The sequence below is a fragment of the Halovenus rubra genome (assembly GCF_026586665.1).
In the GTDB taxonomy this organism is placed as follows: domain Archaea; phylum Halobacteriota; class Halobacteria; order Halobacteriales; family Haloarculaceae; genus Halovenus; species Halovenus rubra.
Genome location: NZ_JAODIY010000013.1, coordinates 143,026 through 156,962, shown reverse-complemented (window position 1 = coordinate 156,962; position 13,937 = coordinate 143,026). Strand labels below are relative to the sequence as shown.

Below are 13,937 nucleotides of genomic sequence, written 5' to 3'. Positions count from 1 at the left end.
TGAGCGGGTCGAAAAAATACCGGTGGTCGCCCCTCGGGATGTGGGGATATCACAGGCCGAAAGCAGAGTGGAAACGCTCAGGTGTGCCCAAGACAAACGACTTCCAAATGAAACAGGTCGTGGTTCCAGTCAGATATCCCCTGACCGACCACTCTCGTGCGACGCTCGCCGAAGCAATTGAGGTTGCCAAGAGCGAGGATGCCTCCCTAACGGTTCTCCACGTTAACCTCTATCAGCAAAACCGACAGGTGACACGCCGAGACCTCAAAACAAGCGTCGAGGCCGAGTTTGGCGTGCTTCCAAACGTACGGTATACCATCCGAAGCGGACTGCTTGTCGAGGAATCAATTCTCGAAGAGATTGCAGCCGACGAGGCTGATATCGTCGTCATCGGCAAAAAACAGGCGAGCAGATGGCGCAAGATGATACGACGGCTCGCTGATGACCCTGATATCGAGCAGTTCCTCCGTGGCAAACTGGACTGTCAGCTTATTACTGTCACGCCAAACGCCTAATTGGTGCTTCTCTGCTGAGTTCTTGTCGGAGTATCCTCGACGGGGTACCCATCCGATATAGCCCTCTTTTAGTTATCCGAGAGTTCCTCGTTGGAATGAGAGGAATCGCCGCGGATGTCCCGTTTGGTCTCGCTTGCATTCATCCCGGCAGCGTTATCTACCGAAAACTGGACCTCGCCGCTGGTGTCGTCAAAGATAATCTGTGAGTGTGGGTAGGCGATTTCGATGTCTTCGCCGTCGAATGCCTCCCAGATATTTGTTCGCACCTCGGAGCTGAGTGCTTGGATTCGGTATGGCTCTTGTGTCCAATAGCGAAGACGGAGTTTGATACCACTATCGGCGAAGTCGTTGATAAGACAGTCTGGAGCCGCAGGATACCGTGCGCCGCCGATACGGATGCCCGGCCCACCTGAGATAACACCATCGACGGCTCTTGCACTCCGCTCAATTTTATCACGTGCTTTGGCGAGCTCACTCTCGTACGTTATTAGCACGTCGAGCCGGAGCCGAACGCGGGTATCCTCCGCTGAATAGTTAGTGACATCTCGTGAGCGCATTTCGCCGTTTGGCACGACCAGAAACGTGTTATCAAGGGTAAATATCTTGGTATATCTAAGCGTAATATCTTCGACGAAGCCGCGTCTATTCTCTGCATCGAACGCTATCATATCGCCAATTTCGTAGGGTTGGTCGGCAAGCAAAAAGACGCCGCTGACGATGCTGCCGACAATCGGAGCGAGAATCACACCGACGACTGCTGAGAAGACAGTGACCGACAGCGCGATGCTTCCAAGATCAAGTCCAAATATGCGGAGAATAGTCAGCAGCGCAAAAATATAGACACCACTCCGGATCGCCCCGAGTGCAACCCGAGTCAGGCTCGGGCGCTCAAAGTACTGCGCAATCCGGCGACCAATCAAGTTAACAATGACCTGGGCGACACCCCACGCGAGGACAAGGACAAGGATAGCGGAGACGACTTCGAGACTCCAGATTGGGACACCATCGGGGACAATACCTGGTGGGAACACACCTGCCATAGAACTCCGGTAGAATTCGGTCCAAGAATCGGGGACAATACCTAGTCGGAACACACCTGTCTTGTTACCGATTGCAGTGTCGTTTGCCTGCGTGAGCAGGCTAGTCCCCAGGACCGAGTACATGTTCACCACTCTCCCGGTCACGAAAAAAGCGTTGTGACCTGTCTGTTGTTAGATATCATGCAAGAAACGTGGCGTTCAAGGGGGATGGTGAGCTATCCACCGCACATGACCGAATCCGATAGCGAACTGACGGTGCCAATTCTCTGTGAGGACTGTGGAACCGAGACGCAACTTCGACTCTCCGAGGTGGCCGAAACAGTTGAAGGGCACAATAACAAACAACATGATGGCAAAGAGGTAGCACAGGTTGATCCCGCTATCGCCGACGAACTGGCCAACCTTGTTGCCGAGGACCTCGATTTGTTGTAACTGTCATTGGTCGTTCCTGATACGTACCCGTCCTGTTTCACTCGTTACTGACAGGTCGAACCCGAACGTCTCTAACAGTGCCAAACTTGTCTCGATGTGGGCTGTCTGCTCTGGCACTGTAAGTTCCCCACCACCAAGAGCAAGGAAGACCAGCAGTTGGTCGCCAAGGTAACGGTCGACAGCGGCCGACCCTTCGTTGAAAGCAACTGCGTTGGAGACAGCTTCGGTCGCTACTGACCCCGCAGACGTTTCTGGCTCGCCAAGCGCAGCAAAGCCTGCCCTGCTGTTTTCGTAGCGAAGCTCGATTGTCAGAGCTGAGCCGGTTGAATCGGCTGCAGTCGACAGTATTTCTTTGTCCAGAATGTCAATACCAGCAGCCTCAAGTTGCTTTGTTGTGGCTCCGGCTTGTCGTCGAGCAACGTCGTCCGCTTCGAGGTCCAGTGACGCTTGTGAGTAGAGGCGAGCACCCTGCAACGCTCCGCGCTCTCCAAGCGAGAGCGGCGATAACGACGAGGGATTAATCGTGAGTGTCGCCATGCCACCACCAGCTGGGTAGAAGCCGGTTCTGTGGCGCTCGACCGAAGCAGCAATGCCTGCCTCCCGACACAGTGGGAGCTTGACTCTCTGGTACGCAGACAACGGTGGCGACCACTTGACAGCAGTGCCACCGCTGACTGTTAGCGAGAGTGACTCTTCGAGTGCAATGGCAAGCGGAAGCACAGTGTCGAAAATTAGTGTAACACTCCCTGCTGTTCCCACAGCAGCCTCGAACTCACCGCCCTCTGGGGTTGCTGGTCGAAAGACAATCTCATCAGAGCCACGTTCCACACCGTCAACGGTTGCATCACAGATATCAGCCAACACCTCAATCGCAGTCAGATGCTGGGGCTTGAGGCCGGTTTCTGGGCGTGAGCCACGGATATTGGTTACTGTAACAGACCGGTCTGTAACCGCCGCAAGCGAGAGACTCGACCGAAGAAGTTGGCCACCGCCTGCATCGCCGTCGACTTCAAGCATAATGTACCGTCTGTGTGCCCCCATAAAATCAGTACCGAGTGACCGTAACCACAGTATCGATGCGCTACCTCCGTTCGTGGTATGGAACCTTTTGACGTAACGTTTCGCGAGGGAAAAACGAGCTGGACACTCCGGCACTGTCGAACAAAAGGCTTCAGTAGCAAACACTCTCTTTTCACCCGGTTTCTCCTCCGTTTAACTTGGATTCCCCATGTTTGTGCGAAACACAGCTATCTACGACGGAGGCTGTTGACATGGGTGTTCTGCCCACTCAACGTAGACTCTCTTGAGAGGGATGGCAACGCTTAGGGCGGGTGCGGACCCACTCCTCGATATGAACTCTGATCCGTTAGCGAACCTTCAGGACCGACTCCAGAAGGAAGCGTCTGCCGATAACTCACCCGCTGAAACCCCTGAAGTGGGGATAATTATGGGGTCAGATTCCGACCTCGACGTAATGATGGGCTCGGAAACGGGGCGGCCTGGGGCATACGACGCCCTGACTGACCTAGGATTTGCCGAACAGACCGACTACGACGACCCGCCGGAGGCCCGATTCACCTTCGAGACGTACGTCGTCTCGGCTCACCGGACGCCGGAGCTCATGTACACCTACGCCGAGACGGCCGAAGACCGCGGACTGGATGTCATTATTGCCGGGGCCGGTGGCAAGAGTGCAGACCTGCCAAACATGACCGCCTCGATTGCCTATCCCTTACCGGTTATTGGTGTTCCAGTTCAGGAGAAATCAGTCGCGTCGGTTATTGGGATGCCACAGGGCGCGCCACTCGTCGCTGTCGACGCCGGGAAGTCGTTTAATGCGGCACTTTCGGCCGTGCAGATGCTTTCGCGCCAGCACGAGGAACTCCGTAATGCTCTTGAAGAGTACCACGACGGGCTCCAGGAGTCAGTTGCACATGTTTCCGAGGACCTGCACTCGATGGGCGTAGAATCATTCAACGACCGACAAGACGAATAGCCCGGTATCTGTGCGCCACAGTCTCCCAGCGACACACATTGCTGAACCATGCCGAACAAGGCAGGATAGAGGCGTCACACGAACAATCAACCCTTATATGCTCAGGATTCGAACCAAACGATGACTAGCAATGAGTGACTGGATAGCCATCGGGGCACTCGCGTTTGTCGCGATACTCATCCCGCTGACGATGATGTTTGTATCGTGGCTGCTACGCCCGAGTGTTCCCGAACAGGGAAAGCGCGCTACCTACGAGAGTGGGGAGGTTCCCGTGGGAAGCAGCCGGGCCATTAAATTCAACATACAATACTATATGGTCGCACTGCTGTTCGTCGTCTTCGACGTCGAGACGGTGTTTATCATCCCGTGGACCGTCATCTACGAGGAGGCCGTTGGTGAACTTGGTTTCGTTGAGGCCTTTGCACCGATGGCACTGTTTATCGGGATTCTCCTTTTCGGTCTCGCGTGGGCGTGGCGAAACGGTGCAGTGAGCTGGGTCCGCAGTCCGCGGGCCAACAGCCAGCGGGTGGACTAACCATGAGCAAAGAACAGGAACTACACGACACGCTGGAACAGGCACAGACTACACAGGAAGCTCGTATGGGGTCAGCCACCGACGAGCGGTTTAATTCGCGGCTCCGGCAGGCGTTCGGGTCAAGCCCGTTTATTCTCACCAAACTCGATAAGTTCATGAACTGGGTGAGGGGCAATTCGATGTTCATTCTCCTCTTTGGAATCGCCTGCTGTAGCATCGAAATGATGCACACCTATGCCGCAAAGCACGACCTCGACCGCTTCGGTGCAGGTGTGCCCCGAGCATCACCCCGCCAAGCCGATGTTATTATCGTCCCCGGAACGATTGTTTCCAAGTTTGGACCGCGTCTCAAGCGGGTCTACGACCAGATGCCGGAACCCAAGTTCGTCGTCTCCATGGGGTCGTGTACCGTCTCCGGCGGACCGTTCCAAGAAGGGTACAACGTCATCAAAGGCGCAGAAGAGATTATTCCGTGTGATATCCACGTTCCGGGCTGTCCGCCTCGTCCCGAAGCACTTGTTTATGGTGTTCTCAAGCTCCAAGAGCAGATTCGGAACGGTGAGAGTGCGCCCGTAACGGTCAAACCCTACGAACTCGAACAGTTCGGTGACTTGGAACCCGACGAACTCGTCAAGGAGTTGGCCACCGAAATCAACGAGGATGACCTCGTCATGCGCTACAACTGGGTTGACTCGCCATGAGCCTAGAACAACCACAACGCCCCGACGTTGGCGTCACTCCCGATGGGGAACTCAACTACGACGAGTTGGCCGAGTTGCTCGATGGGCACGTTATCGACCGCGAGCAACACGAAAACGCCGAAGGGTTCGTCATCCGGCCTGACGAGGTGTCCACGGTTCTCCAGACGCTCAAACAGGAGGCTGGCTTTGACCATCTCTCGCTGGTTACGTCACAGGAGTATCAGGACCGATACGAGTCGATTTATCACCTCAAAAAGTACAAGGACCCGACACAAGAACTGTCACTTGTCGTCCCAACGACCCGTGACGACCCTGTTAGCCAAAGCGCTGCATCGGTGTTTGATACGGCAGACTGGCACGAACGGGAGGCCTACGACCTCGTTGGAATCGAGTACGAGGACCACCCGGACCTGCGTCGGATTCTCCTGCCAGAAACGTGGCAAGGTCATCCCCTCTCGAAGGATTATAACCAGGACCAGCCACAGATTGTTCCGCTCCGAGAACACGCCGACCCGATGGAACACCGGACAGAAGTGCCCGAGGAACAGGACACGATGTTCATTAACATTGGGCCACACCATCCGGCAACCCACGGTGTCTTGCACCTCAAGACCGTACTTGACGGTGAACAGGTCGTCGATGTGGACCCAGATGTCGGGTATCTACACCGCTGTGAGGAGCAGATGTGTCAGCAGTCGACCTACCGTCACCAGATTATGCCCTACCCAGACAGGTGGGACTACATCTCGGCAGGAATGCTCAACGAATGGTCGTACGCACGCGCTGCCGAGGACCTCGCAGATGTTGACGTTCCTGACTACGCCCAGATTATCCGGACGATGTCTGCGGAGATGAGCCGAATTGCCGCTCACCTACTTGCTGTGGGGACCTTCGCACTCGACATCTACGGCGACTTCACGGCGATTTTCATGTACGCCATCACCGACCGCGAGAAGGTCCAAAACCTGTTGGAAGACCTCTCGGGGCAGCGGTTGATGTTCAACTACTTCCGGCTTGGCGGGGTCGCCTGGGACCTGCCGGAACCGCGTGCAGAGTTCTTCGAGAACGTCCGGAGCTTCTGTGAGTACATCCCAGAACGCCTCGAAGAGTATCACAATCTGCTCACGAGCAACGAGCTGTTCCAGAGCCGAGTTATTGACACGGGAGTTCTCCCGACCGATGTGGCCAAGGATTACGGTGCAACAGGACCAGTCGCTCGTGGTTCAGGTGTCGATTATGACCTCCGACGCGACGACCCCTACGGCTACTACGATGAACTAGAGTTCGATGTCATCACTGATGATGGCTGTGATAACTTCTCACGTGCGTACGTCCGTCTTGAGGAGATGCGCCAGTCTGCGCGTATTATCGAGCAGTGTGTCGACTTGCTCGAAGACTGGCCCGAAGACGAACGTGATATTCAGGCGAATGTCCCACGAACCCTCAAACCAGAACCGGATACTGAAGTCTACCGTGCTGTCGAGGGGGCAAAAGGCGAGCTTGGTATCTACATTCGGTCCGACGGCACCGACAAGCCCGCTCGGTTCAAGATACGAAGCCCCTCGTACTGCAACCTTCAGACGCTCGAAGTGATGGCTGAGGGTGAATACGTGCCAGATATGGTCGCCGCACTTGGAAGCCTCGATATCGTACTTGGGGAGGTAGACCGGTAATGACACTGCTCCCTCAAAAGATTGCCGACGTGATTGGTATCGACAGCGTCTTTGTCGATATCTTCGCGGCTATCATTGGTGCTGGCCTCGTTGGGACGCTTATCCTTATTCAGTCTGCACTCGCTGGCCCATGGGCAAAACGAAAGATTACCGCGGCATTTACTGACCGGATTTCAGTCAACAAATTCGGCCCGCTTGGTGTTGGAATCATCATTCCTGACGCAGTCAGGCTTATCTCCAAAGAACTCATCGTCCCCGAAGGCGTCGACCGACCGGCGTGGGATATCGCTCCAATTATTCTCGCGTCATCTGCGTTGCTCGGGTTTGCTGTCATCCCGATGGGAAGCCTTGGGCCGGTCAACTTCCAGCTTGCTGACCCCGAAGTTGGACTTGTGTTCGTCTTTGCTGTTGCCTCCATTGCATCGATTGCACTCGTTATGGCGGGCTATGCGTCGAACAACAAGTATTCGTTCCTTGGTGGGCTTCGTGCGGTGGCACAGAACTTGGCGTACGAGATTCCGCTCATTGTTGTCGGTATCTCGGTAGTCCTCTTTTCTGGGTCCTTACGGACCAGTGAGATTGTCGCTGCACAGCAGGAGACGCTCTTTGAACTTGGACCGTTAGCGATTCCGTCATGGTTCGCTATCCTCAATCCGTTCGCGTTCTTCCTGTTTCTTGTCGCAAATATGGCCGAAGTCGGGCGAAATCCGTTCGACATTCCCGAAGCCCCGACGGAGATCGTCGCGGGCCACCAGACGGAGTATTCGTCGGTTTATTTCGTCTTGCTCTATCTCGGTGAGTTCGTTCACATCTTCCTTGGCGGTGCTATCGTAGCGACCGTCTTCCTTGGTGGGCCAGCTGGACCTGTCTTGCCGGGGCTGGTGTGGTTCCTCATCAAGATTTGGGCGATGTTCCTGTTGACCCAGTGGCTCCGTTCGGCGGTGCCCCGGGTCCGTATTGACCAACTTATTGAGATTGGTTGGAAAGGACTGCTCGTATTGGCGTTTTTCAACCTGTTCCTGACTGCCGGTCTTGTCGGGGTGTTTGCCGCATGAATCGTACCACAACCACAAGCAACAATCGAGGTGAGACACGATGCTAGGAATCCTCAAAGGCATGGCAACGACGATGAAACACGCGCTTGACGGCGAAACATTCACTGTGAAGTACCCAGAAGAGGAGCCAGAGGTTTCTCCCCGGTTCCGTGGCGTTCACAAGTTCAGTCAAGAACGTTGTATCTGGTGTCGTCAGTGCGAAAATGTGTGTCCAAACGACACGATACAGATTGTGATGGATGACAAGCGCAACGGCGAACAGTACAACCTCCATATCGGGCAGTGTATTTACTGCCGGCTGTGTGAGGAAGTCTGCCCGGTTGACGCTATTCTCTTGACCCAGAACTTCGAGTTTGTCGGCGACACCAAAGACGAACTCGCCTACAACAAAGAACAACTCAAGAACGTTCCGTGGTACAAGGATATTGACCCATTGGAATCACGTGAACCAGACCGGAGTGCATGGGTTGGTGAAGGCGACGGCGAAGTCGACTATCAGTAATTCGCGTCTGGTCACTCCTGTTTTCGTCGTTGTTAGCTGACAGTTACTTTCGCCCTCGGCAGACAAACGTCTCGCTCCGGCTCACAGCATGGTCAACGCTGAACCCTGCTTCAGTGAGTGCAGAGACAGCGTGACTGAGGCTGTGGCGTTCGCCACTCGGTGGACCAGCTTCACCCGGACCATTCACACTCCAATCAACAGTTACGAGCTGCCCGCCCGGCTTAAGTACACGAGCGAGTTCAGCCATACTCTCGGTACCGGAGAATTCGTGGTAGGTCATCGTCGAAAACGCTGCATCTAGTGTCTCGTCTTCCAGTGGAAGGTCTTCGATGGAGGCGTTTACCGGCTTTACGTTTGCTGGCCGCCCCTTCTGTTCGTAATACTCGTGCATCTCAGACTGGACATCGACTGCGTAGACCAGTTCTACGTGAGGAGCGACAATATCAGTATAGAATCCCGTTCCGCTGCCGAGGTCGGCGACTGTTGTTGCCTCGTGTGGAGCGACGAGCGTGAGTAGCTCTTCGCGTGAACACCACTGATATCGGTCTGTGTCTTCGAGGCGGTCGGCACTGTCCGCATCAAACGTGTGAAATCCCATATCCAGTTAACGTGGGGCTGGTGTAAAGTCTCTCCGGCAGTCTTGATAGTCGCTTGTGTTAAAACGTGATACCACACTGTCGGATTGTTGATCACGAGACGGGCAAGAGGAACATCACGTTTACCCGCCCGACAGCGTCGAAATCCCGCAGCTGGTACACCAGTTCTCGAATCCGTTTTGCGGGTCCTGTACAGAAGACTGTCTCCAGACACCAGTCTCCGTGATGCATGTGCTGTGTCGTCCCGATTACGTCCTCAAAGGTATGTTGGACCGTATGTAGCTCCTCAATAACAAGCGTATGCTCGTAATCGAAGGCAACCGCTGCGACGGTTTCGCCCTCGATTTCCTCTAGTCGGTTGTGGCGCTCGATGTACTCTTGCATTGCTTCACGGACGGCTCGGGACCGCGATTCGAGCCCTTCCTCGTTCCAGGTCTCGTCGAACGAGTCGAGTACTTCTTGGGGGACGTTGAGGCTTGTTCGCATACGTCCTCTTGGATGGCGGGGAACTTAGGACTCCGTTATTACGATATCGCGCACCCGAAATAAGAGAACGCAGTTAAGGGGTCGTCTGCGAGTTGGAGGTGATGGCTGTCTCTCGCTGGCTCCAGTCAGCGCCTAGCCCGGTTCTCCGGTACTATCTCTATAAATCGACGAAGGCTGTCGAGTTTTACCGGCCAATAATGTATCTCTTCTTTCTGGCACAAGGCCTAACATTCACACAGATTGCTGTCCTCGAAGTGCTCTACAACGTGACGACGCTGGTTGGAGAAATACCGACGGGCTATATTGGGGACCGTATCGGCCGTCGGAACAGTCTCCTCATTGGGACAGTCTTGATTTCTCTCACACTGTTTGGGATCGGTCTCGCGGAGTCTTTTCCGATGTTAGCAGTACTCTATATCTGCTGGTCTGCGGGCTATAATTTCCGATCAGGGAGCGAGGATGCTTGGCTGTACGATACGTTAACCGATGATCTCTCCGAAGACGAGTTCGCCAGTGTCCGTGGCCGAGGAGAGGCCGCATCGCTTGCTGTCGGTGCTGGTGCTGCAATTACTGGCGGATATCTTGGAAGTCTTAATCTCTCGTACCCATGGTTTGTCGCCGCTGTTGTCACAGGAATTGGAGCGCTTGTGTTGGGGACGATGGACGAACCAGCGACGTACAAAGAAAGTGATACCGAGCAGCTACGCTTCGAGAAGACTGTTGTTATCGTTCGAGATGCACTGTCACAACGAAATATACGCGCATTTATTCTGTACTACTATGTCCTGTACGCTGCTGTTGCGTATCTGGTCTTTGTGTTTCTCCAGCCAATTTTTGAGACAGTTGTTGTCGATGCCGGCATTTCGCCCGACCGTATTGAGTCTCTGCTCGGGTGGTTCTATGCGGCGTACAGCCTTGTTGGCTCCGTGATGAGTTACTTTACTGGCGCTATCAAGACGCATCTGGGTATCCAGACGTGGTTTCTTGTCTTGCCGTTCGTTTTGGGCGGGGCACTTGTTGGGATGTACTTTGTCCCGCTCTTAGCTCTCCCGACATTCCTTGTCGCTCGCGGACTGTCAGATGTCACTCGGTCGTTTGCCGGTCAGTACGTTAACGCTCGGATTGGCTCGCTGGGTCGTGCAACGGTGTTGAGCGCGATGGCAATGGTCAGCGGACTTGCTGTTATCCCGTTTCAACTCGGCAGCGGCGTCATCTCAGATTATGTCTCCCCGCTGTTTGCCTTGGCCGTCTCTGGTGTTGCACTTGTCGCTGGCTCAATAGTAATTTTTCTCTGGGAAACTCCGGTTGTAGAAACCGACGATTAACGAAAGCTGTTACGGCACAGTCTCTATTCTACCATCAAAAAGCCGGGACAATCATACCGATGGGAGCCACACGTGGGTGTAGCGGCGAATATGCCGCGTACGTGGTATGAGTTTACCCGGTCTACAGTTGGCTTACTCTGCTGTTGGTATCACTTCAGTCGACTCTCGTTCGAACGCTACTTCGTGGATTTCGAGTTCCGGATGAGCGTTCATCATGTCAGAGAGGCTGTCGCCTTCATGTGCCTCCGCGAAGTCTTCACTGTTTACCCATGCGTCAAAATCGTCGCGCGACCGCCAGAACGTCAGTGAGACATGCGTATCAGCTTTCTCCGGTGTCAGAACCTTGAATCCACGAAACCCTTCATGCTCGGTAAGATGATCACTGGTCTCTTTGAACTGTTCGACAAACGCAGCACTGTGCTCGTCGTCGACATCGAATCTGTTAGCAACTACAATCATGCCGCGTTTGGGATAACACGCTACCTGTGGTTATATTTTTTGGCGGGCCTAAAACAAAATTCTTAACAGGGTTTGATTTTTAGGCATACCTAAATATGGATGGTGATGAGAGAGGCGTGTCTCGAAGTACCAATAGCACACGACGTACATTCCTTGCCAGTGGCACCATTGCGATGGCCGCGATAGCTGGTTGTCTCAGTAATTCTGATGAGGGTGACCAGGAGACGGTTGAGCCAACACAGACGGCAACCGCAACTGAGACGCCCAAACAGACCGAAAAAAGCGATGACTCCACTGAAACACCTGCGAAAGAAACGCCTAAAATTCCTGAGGAGTCGATTATCGAGCAGTTCAATGCACTCGGATTCGAGGCCGGGGCCGACTACGAGTCGGGCCAGTACGGCGTTATTCTCTACTCTACAAGCGAGTACAGCACAGTCAAGACAGAAATTGACGACTTGCGAGGTAACTTTTCTGGATACGACTCCCACAAGATGACTGTGGTAAAAGAACACGAGGAGTTAGCAGCAATTGCGACTGTCTGGAGTGCCAAAGACACAGCAAACACTGCAAAAGGCTATTTCGCGGAGGTCGATGGTGTATTCGATATGGTTGCTGGCCCACTCACTGATGGAGACACTGACGATGATAACAGCGGTATCCCAACAGCAACTATCACAGAACATCTCGATACATTGGGTTTCACCGCGGGTGAAGACTACAAGCCCAAACAGTACGGTGTTATTGTTTACTCTGACTCTCCTGTCGACGAGATAGAAGCTGAGGCTGAGGGGTTCCGGGGTGATGTTGAGCGGTATGACTCCCACGTCAAAACGACCGTCACACAGCGCAACGAGTGGACTGCTGTGGTCAGTTTCTGGACAACGGCGGAGGCAGCCGATATCGCTGAAGGATTTCTCGTCGGCTTTCCCGGCGTCAGCGTCGTCGTGACAGGTCCCCTCGATGGCAGTGAGTCGACACAGCGGGAGACGGACACCGGAGTCGAGGCTTTCCTCTCGGATATCCCGAACTACGACGACGATATCGTTTCGCTAGACGGAGAGCCCGTACTTACAGGCGATGCAACTGAAATTGGCGTCGACGGAACGTTTGTCTTCGAGCCACCGGCAGTTCGCATCGAGGCAGGGACAACAGTCGAGTGGGAATGGGTTGGCGGGGAGGTCCCACACTCGGTTACGCACGTCGATGAGGCATTCGACAGCGGTGTCCTCGTCGGAGATGGGAAGACATGGAGCTATACCTTCGAAAATCCGGGTGTATACAAGTACTGCTGCACTCCCCACCAGTCCCAAAATCAAAAAGGAGTTGTCTTTGTTGAGTGAGTGTCTCCTACGGTACGTCTTGGTCCCTGTTTGATTATCTTCTTTCTCTGAAGAAACTGATTGTTCGTCGGTTACTTTTCTACAGGCACCCCCAGAGCGAATCACTGCCCAAGTACTTTTCAATGCCCATGGGCACGTCGGTTCTGAATTAAGCCACTCGTTTACTACGAGCATTGGCCACGAACTCTCATTTGATATAGCAATATATGATATATCATGGGTACGTCGCTCTACTGGTCACTACTCAGAAAACACCTGTACAGGGTATGGGCTTTTTAAAACGGAGCGGAACAACAGAGTATAACCGTACACCTCAGCTTTCGAGATAGTCGGTCACGTCGTCGAACATCCCATCGATGATAGCTGCGGTAATCGCACTGGTGTCGGCATCATCAATTTGTCCGGGATGTTTGCGTTGGAAGTAGCCAACAATATTTTCGACATCTCGTTCGAGCAACTCGTCGCTGTGTTCGTGAGTCGTCGGGACAGCCTGTGGCCAGTCGAACAGCGTGACTCCGTCAGTATCGATGAACAGATTGTACTCACTCATGTCCGCGTGTACGTACCCCTCTTGGTAGGCAGTCGCCATCTCCGAGAGGACCAGTCCAAGCACTGGGATGACTTGCTTGGGTTCGAGCTTTGTTCGCTCGAGCTCGACGCCGTCGAGCCGTTCCATGATGATTGCGTGCCTGTTGTGGTCGATTGGTTGTGGAACTGAAACCGCGGGGTACAATGCTTCGAGTGCCTCATGTTCTCGCTCGGCTGCTTTGCGTGCCGTGTACATCCAAGAGACGTGCTCCCGGTCAGACGTATACTCTCGTTCGCGGTTGACTTCGCGGAAATCAGTGTACCCTTCGCGGTGGAATTTGAGAGCGAACGGTCGATATGATTCCACCTCGTACACGTCACTCTCTTTTCCAACGCCGAGGGACGATCCCATCCCGTCGATGGTCTCTCGCTCGGCGAAGGTGTGCAACGCGAGGGCGTCGTACCCCTCGAACGTGAGGCGGAATCCCTCGTACTGAATTGTTTTGCGCTCAATTAACTCTCGGCGCTCACAGCGGTCGAGGCGGTAGTCCACATCTTCAACAGTCAGTCTGGAAAATTCCGGCAGCTTCTCCCGGTTGACGTACTCCGAGAACCGCATCCCGTGCTCGACCCCGGACAGCAGGTAAAAATCCTCAGGCTCGAGTTCGGCCATCTCCTCTGCAACGTTGCGAACCATCCTACCCGCTGTTATCGCCGGACTTGTTTAAGACCAGCGCGTCGAGATTAATAC

Annotated in this window: 16 protein-coding genes; 10 read left to right on the top strand and 6 right to left on the bottom strand. The window is 54.1% G+C overall.

Annotated features, from left to right (window positions below; genetic code table 11):
- Positions 1-107: 107 nt before the first annotated feature.
- On the top strand, positions 108-515 hold the full coding sequence (locus N5098_RS13105; RefSeq protein WP_267638327.1) for a universal stress protein: 408 nt from the start codon (positions 108-110) through the stop codon (positions 513-515).
- Positions 516-583: 68 nt separating this feature from the next.
- On the opposite strand, the gene N5098_RS13100 is transcribed toward N5098_RS13105, so the two are convergent.
- The gene (locus N5098_RS13100; RefSeq protein ID WP_382231090.1) at positions 584-1,678 is read right to left on the bottom strand and encodes a mechanosensitive ion channel family protein; all 1,095 of its coding nucleotides are present in this window, start codon (positions 1,676-1,678) and stop codon (positions 584-586) included.
- Between the two features lie 57 nt (positions 1,679-1,735).
- Between N5098_RS13100 and N5098_RS13095 the strand changes: the two genes are divergently transcribed.
- On the top strand, positions 1,736-1,987 hold the full coding sequence (locus N5098_RS13095) for a DUF8149 family protein (protein ID WP_267638326.1): 252 nt from the start codon (positions 1,736-1,738) through the stop codon (positions 1,985-1,987).
- A 3-nt stretch (positions 1,988-1,990) separates the two neighbouring features.
- On the opposite strand, the gene rtcA is transcribed toward N5098_RS13095, so the two are convergent.
- The gene (gene rtcA / locus N5098_RS13090) at positions 1,991-3,004 is read right to left on the bottom strand and encodes an RNA 3'-terminal phosphate cyclase (protein ID WP_267638325.1); all 1,014 of its coding nucleotides are present in this window, start codon (positions 3,002-3,004) and stop codon (positions 1,991-1,993) included.
- Positions 3,005-3,338: 334 nt separating this feature from the next.
- Here rtcA and purE point away from each other — a divergent pair, with 334 nt between their 5' ends.
- The 6 genes from purE (at position 3,339) to N5098_RS13060 (ending at position 8,449) form a co-directional block, all read left to right on the top strand.
- Entirely contained in the window at positions 3,339-3,983 is a 645-nt protein-coding gene (gene purE / locus N5098_RS13085; RefSeq protein WP_267638324.1) for a 5-(carboxyamino)imidazole ribonucleotide mutase, read from the top strand.
- Positions 3,984-4,113: 130 nt separating this feature from the next.
- Complete coding sequence (locus tag N5098_RS13080; RefSeq protein WP_267638323.1) at positions 4,114-4,518, top strand: NADH-quinone oxidoreductase subunit A; 405 nt, start codon at positions 4,114-4,116, stop codon at positions 4,516-4,518.
- Positions 4,519-4,520: 2 nt separating this feature from the next.
- A complete protein-coding gene (locus tag N5098_RS13075; protein WP_267638322.1) occupies positions 4,521-5,219 on the top strand; it encodes an NADH-quinone oxidoreductase subunit B in 699 nt (232 codons plus the stop codon).
- Entirely contained in the window at positions 5,216-6,892 is a 1,677-nt protein-coding gene (locus N5098_RS13070; protein WP_267638321.1) for an NADH-quinone oxidoreductase subunit D, read from the top strand. Before N5098_RS13075 ends, N5098_RS13070 begins: the two co-directional genes overlap by 4 nt.
- Positions 6,892-7,947: a complex I subunit 1/NuoH family protein gene (locus tag N5098_RS13065; protein ID WP_267638320.1), complete on the top strand. Its 1,056-nt coding sequence runs from the start codon at positions 6,892-6,894 to the stop codon at positions 7,945-7,947. The genes N5098_RS13070 and N5098_RS13065 overlap by 1 nt, the downstream gene beginning before the upstream one ends.
- 40 nt (positions 7,948-7,987) lie before the next feature.
- Complete coding sequence (locus tag N5098_RS13060) at positions 7,988-8,449, top strand: NuoI/complex I 23 kDa subunit family protein (protein WP_267638319.1); 462 nt, start codon at positions 7,988-7,990, stop codon at positions 8,447-8,449.
- 43 nt (positions 8,450-8,492) lie between these two features.
- Here N5098_RS13060 and N5098_RS13055 read toward each other — a convergent pair whose 3' ends face one another.
- Complete coding sequence (locus N5098_RS13055) at positions 8,493-9,047, bottom strand: class I SAM-dependent methyltransferase (protein WP_267638318.1); 555 nt, start codon at positions 9,045-9,047, stop codon at positions 8,493-8,495.
- Positions 9,048-9,138: 91 nt separating this feature from the next.
- Entirely contained in the window at positions 9,139-9,531 is a 393-nt protein-coding gene (locus tag N5098_RS13050; protein ID WP_267638317.1) for a CopG family ribbon-helix-helix protein, read from the bottom strand.
- A gap of 101 nt (positions 9,532-9,632) precedes the next feature.
- On the opposite strand from N5098_RS13050, the gene N5098_RS13045 reads away from it, so the two are divergent.
- Positions 9,633-10,856 carry an MFS transporter gene (locus N5098_RS13045; protein ID WP_267638316.1) on the top strand — a complete coding sequence of 408 codons (1,224 nt, stop codon included), beginning with the start codon at positions 9,633-9,635 and terminating at the stop codon, positions 10,854-10,856.
- Positions 10,857-10,988: 132 nt separating this feature from the next.
- Here the strand turns inward: N5098_RS13045 and N5098_RS13040 are convergent, their stop codons facing one another.
- Positions 10,989-11,315 carry an antibiotic biosynthesis monooxygenase family protein gene (locus tag N5098_RS13040; protein ID WP_267638315.1) on the bottom strand — a complete coding sequence of 109 codons (327 nt, stop codon included), beginning with the start codon at positions 11,313-11,315 and terminating at the stop codon, positions 10,989-10,991.
- A gap of 95 nt (positions 11,316-11,410) precedes the next feature.
- Here N5098_RS13040 and N5098_RS13035 point away from each other — a divergent pair, with 95 nt between their 5' ends.
- Complete coding sequence (locus N5098_RS13035; RefSeq protein WP_267638314.1) at positions 11,411-12,658, top strand: plastocyanin/azurin family copper-binding protein; 1,248 nt, start codon at positions 11,411-11,413, stop codon at positions 12,656-12,658.
- Between the two features lie 313 nt (positions 12,659-12,971).
- On the opposite strand, the gene N5098_RS13030 is transcribed toward N5098_RS13035, so the two are convergent.
- Positions 12,972-13,883: a serine/threonine-protein kinase RIO2 gene (locus tag N5098_RS13030; protein WP_267638313.1), complete on the bottom strand. Its 912-nt coding sequence runs from the start codon at positions 13,881-13,883 to the stop codon at positions 12,972-12,974.
- Positions 13,884-13,937 lie beyond the last annotated feature (54 nt).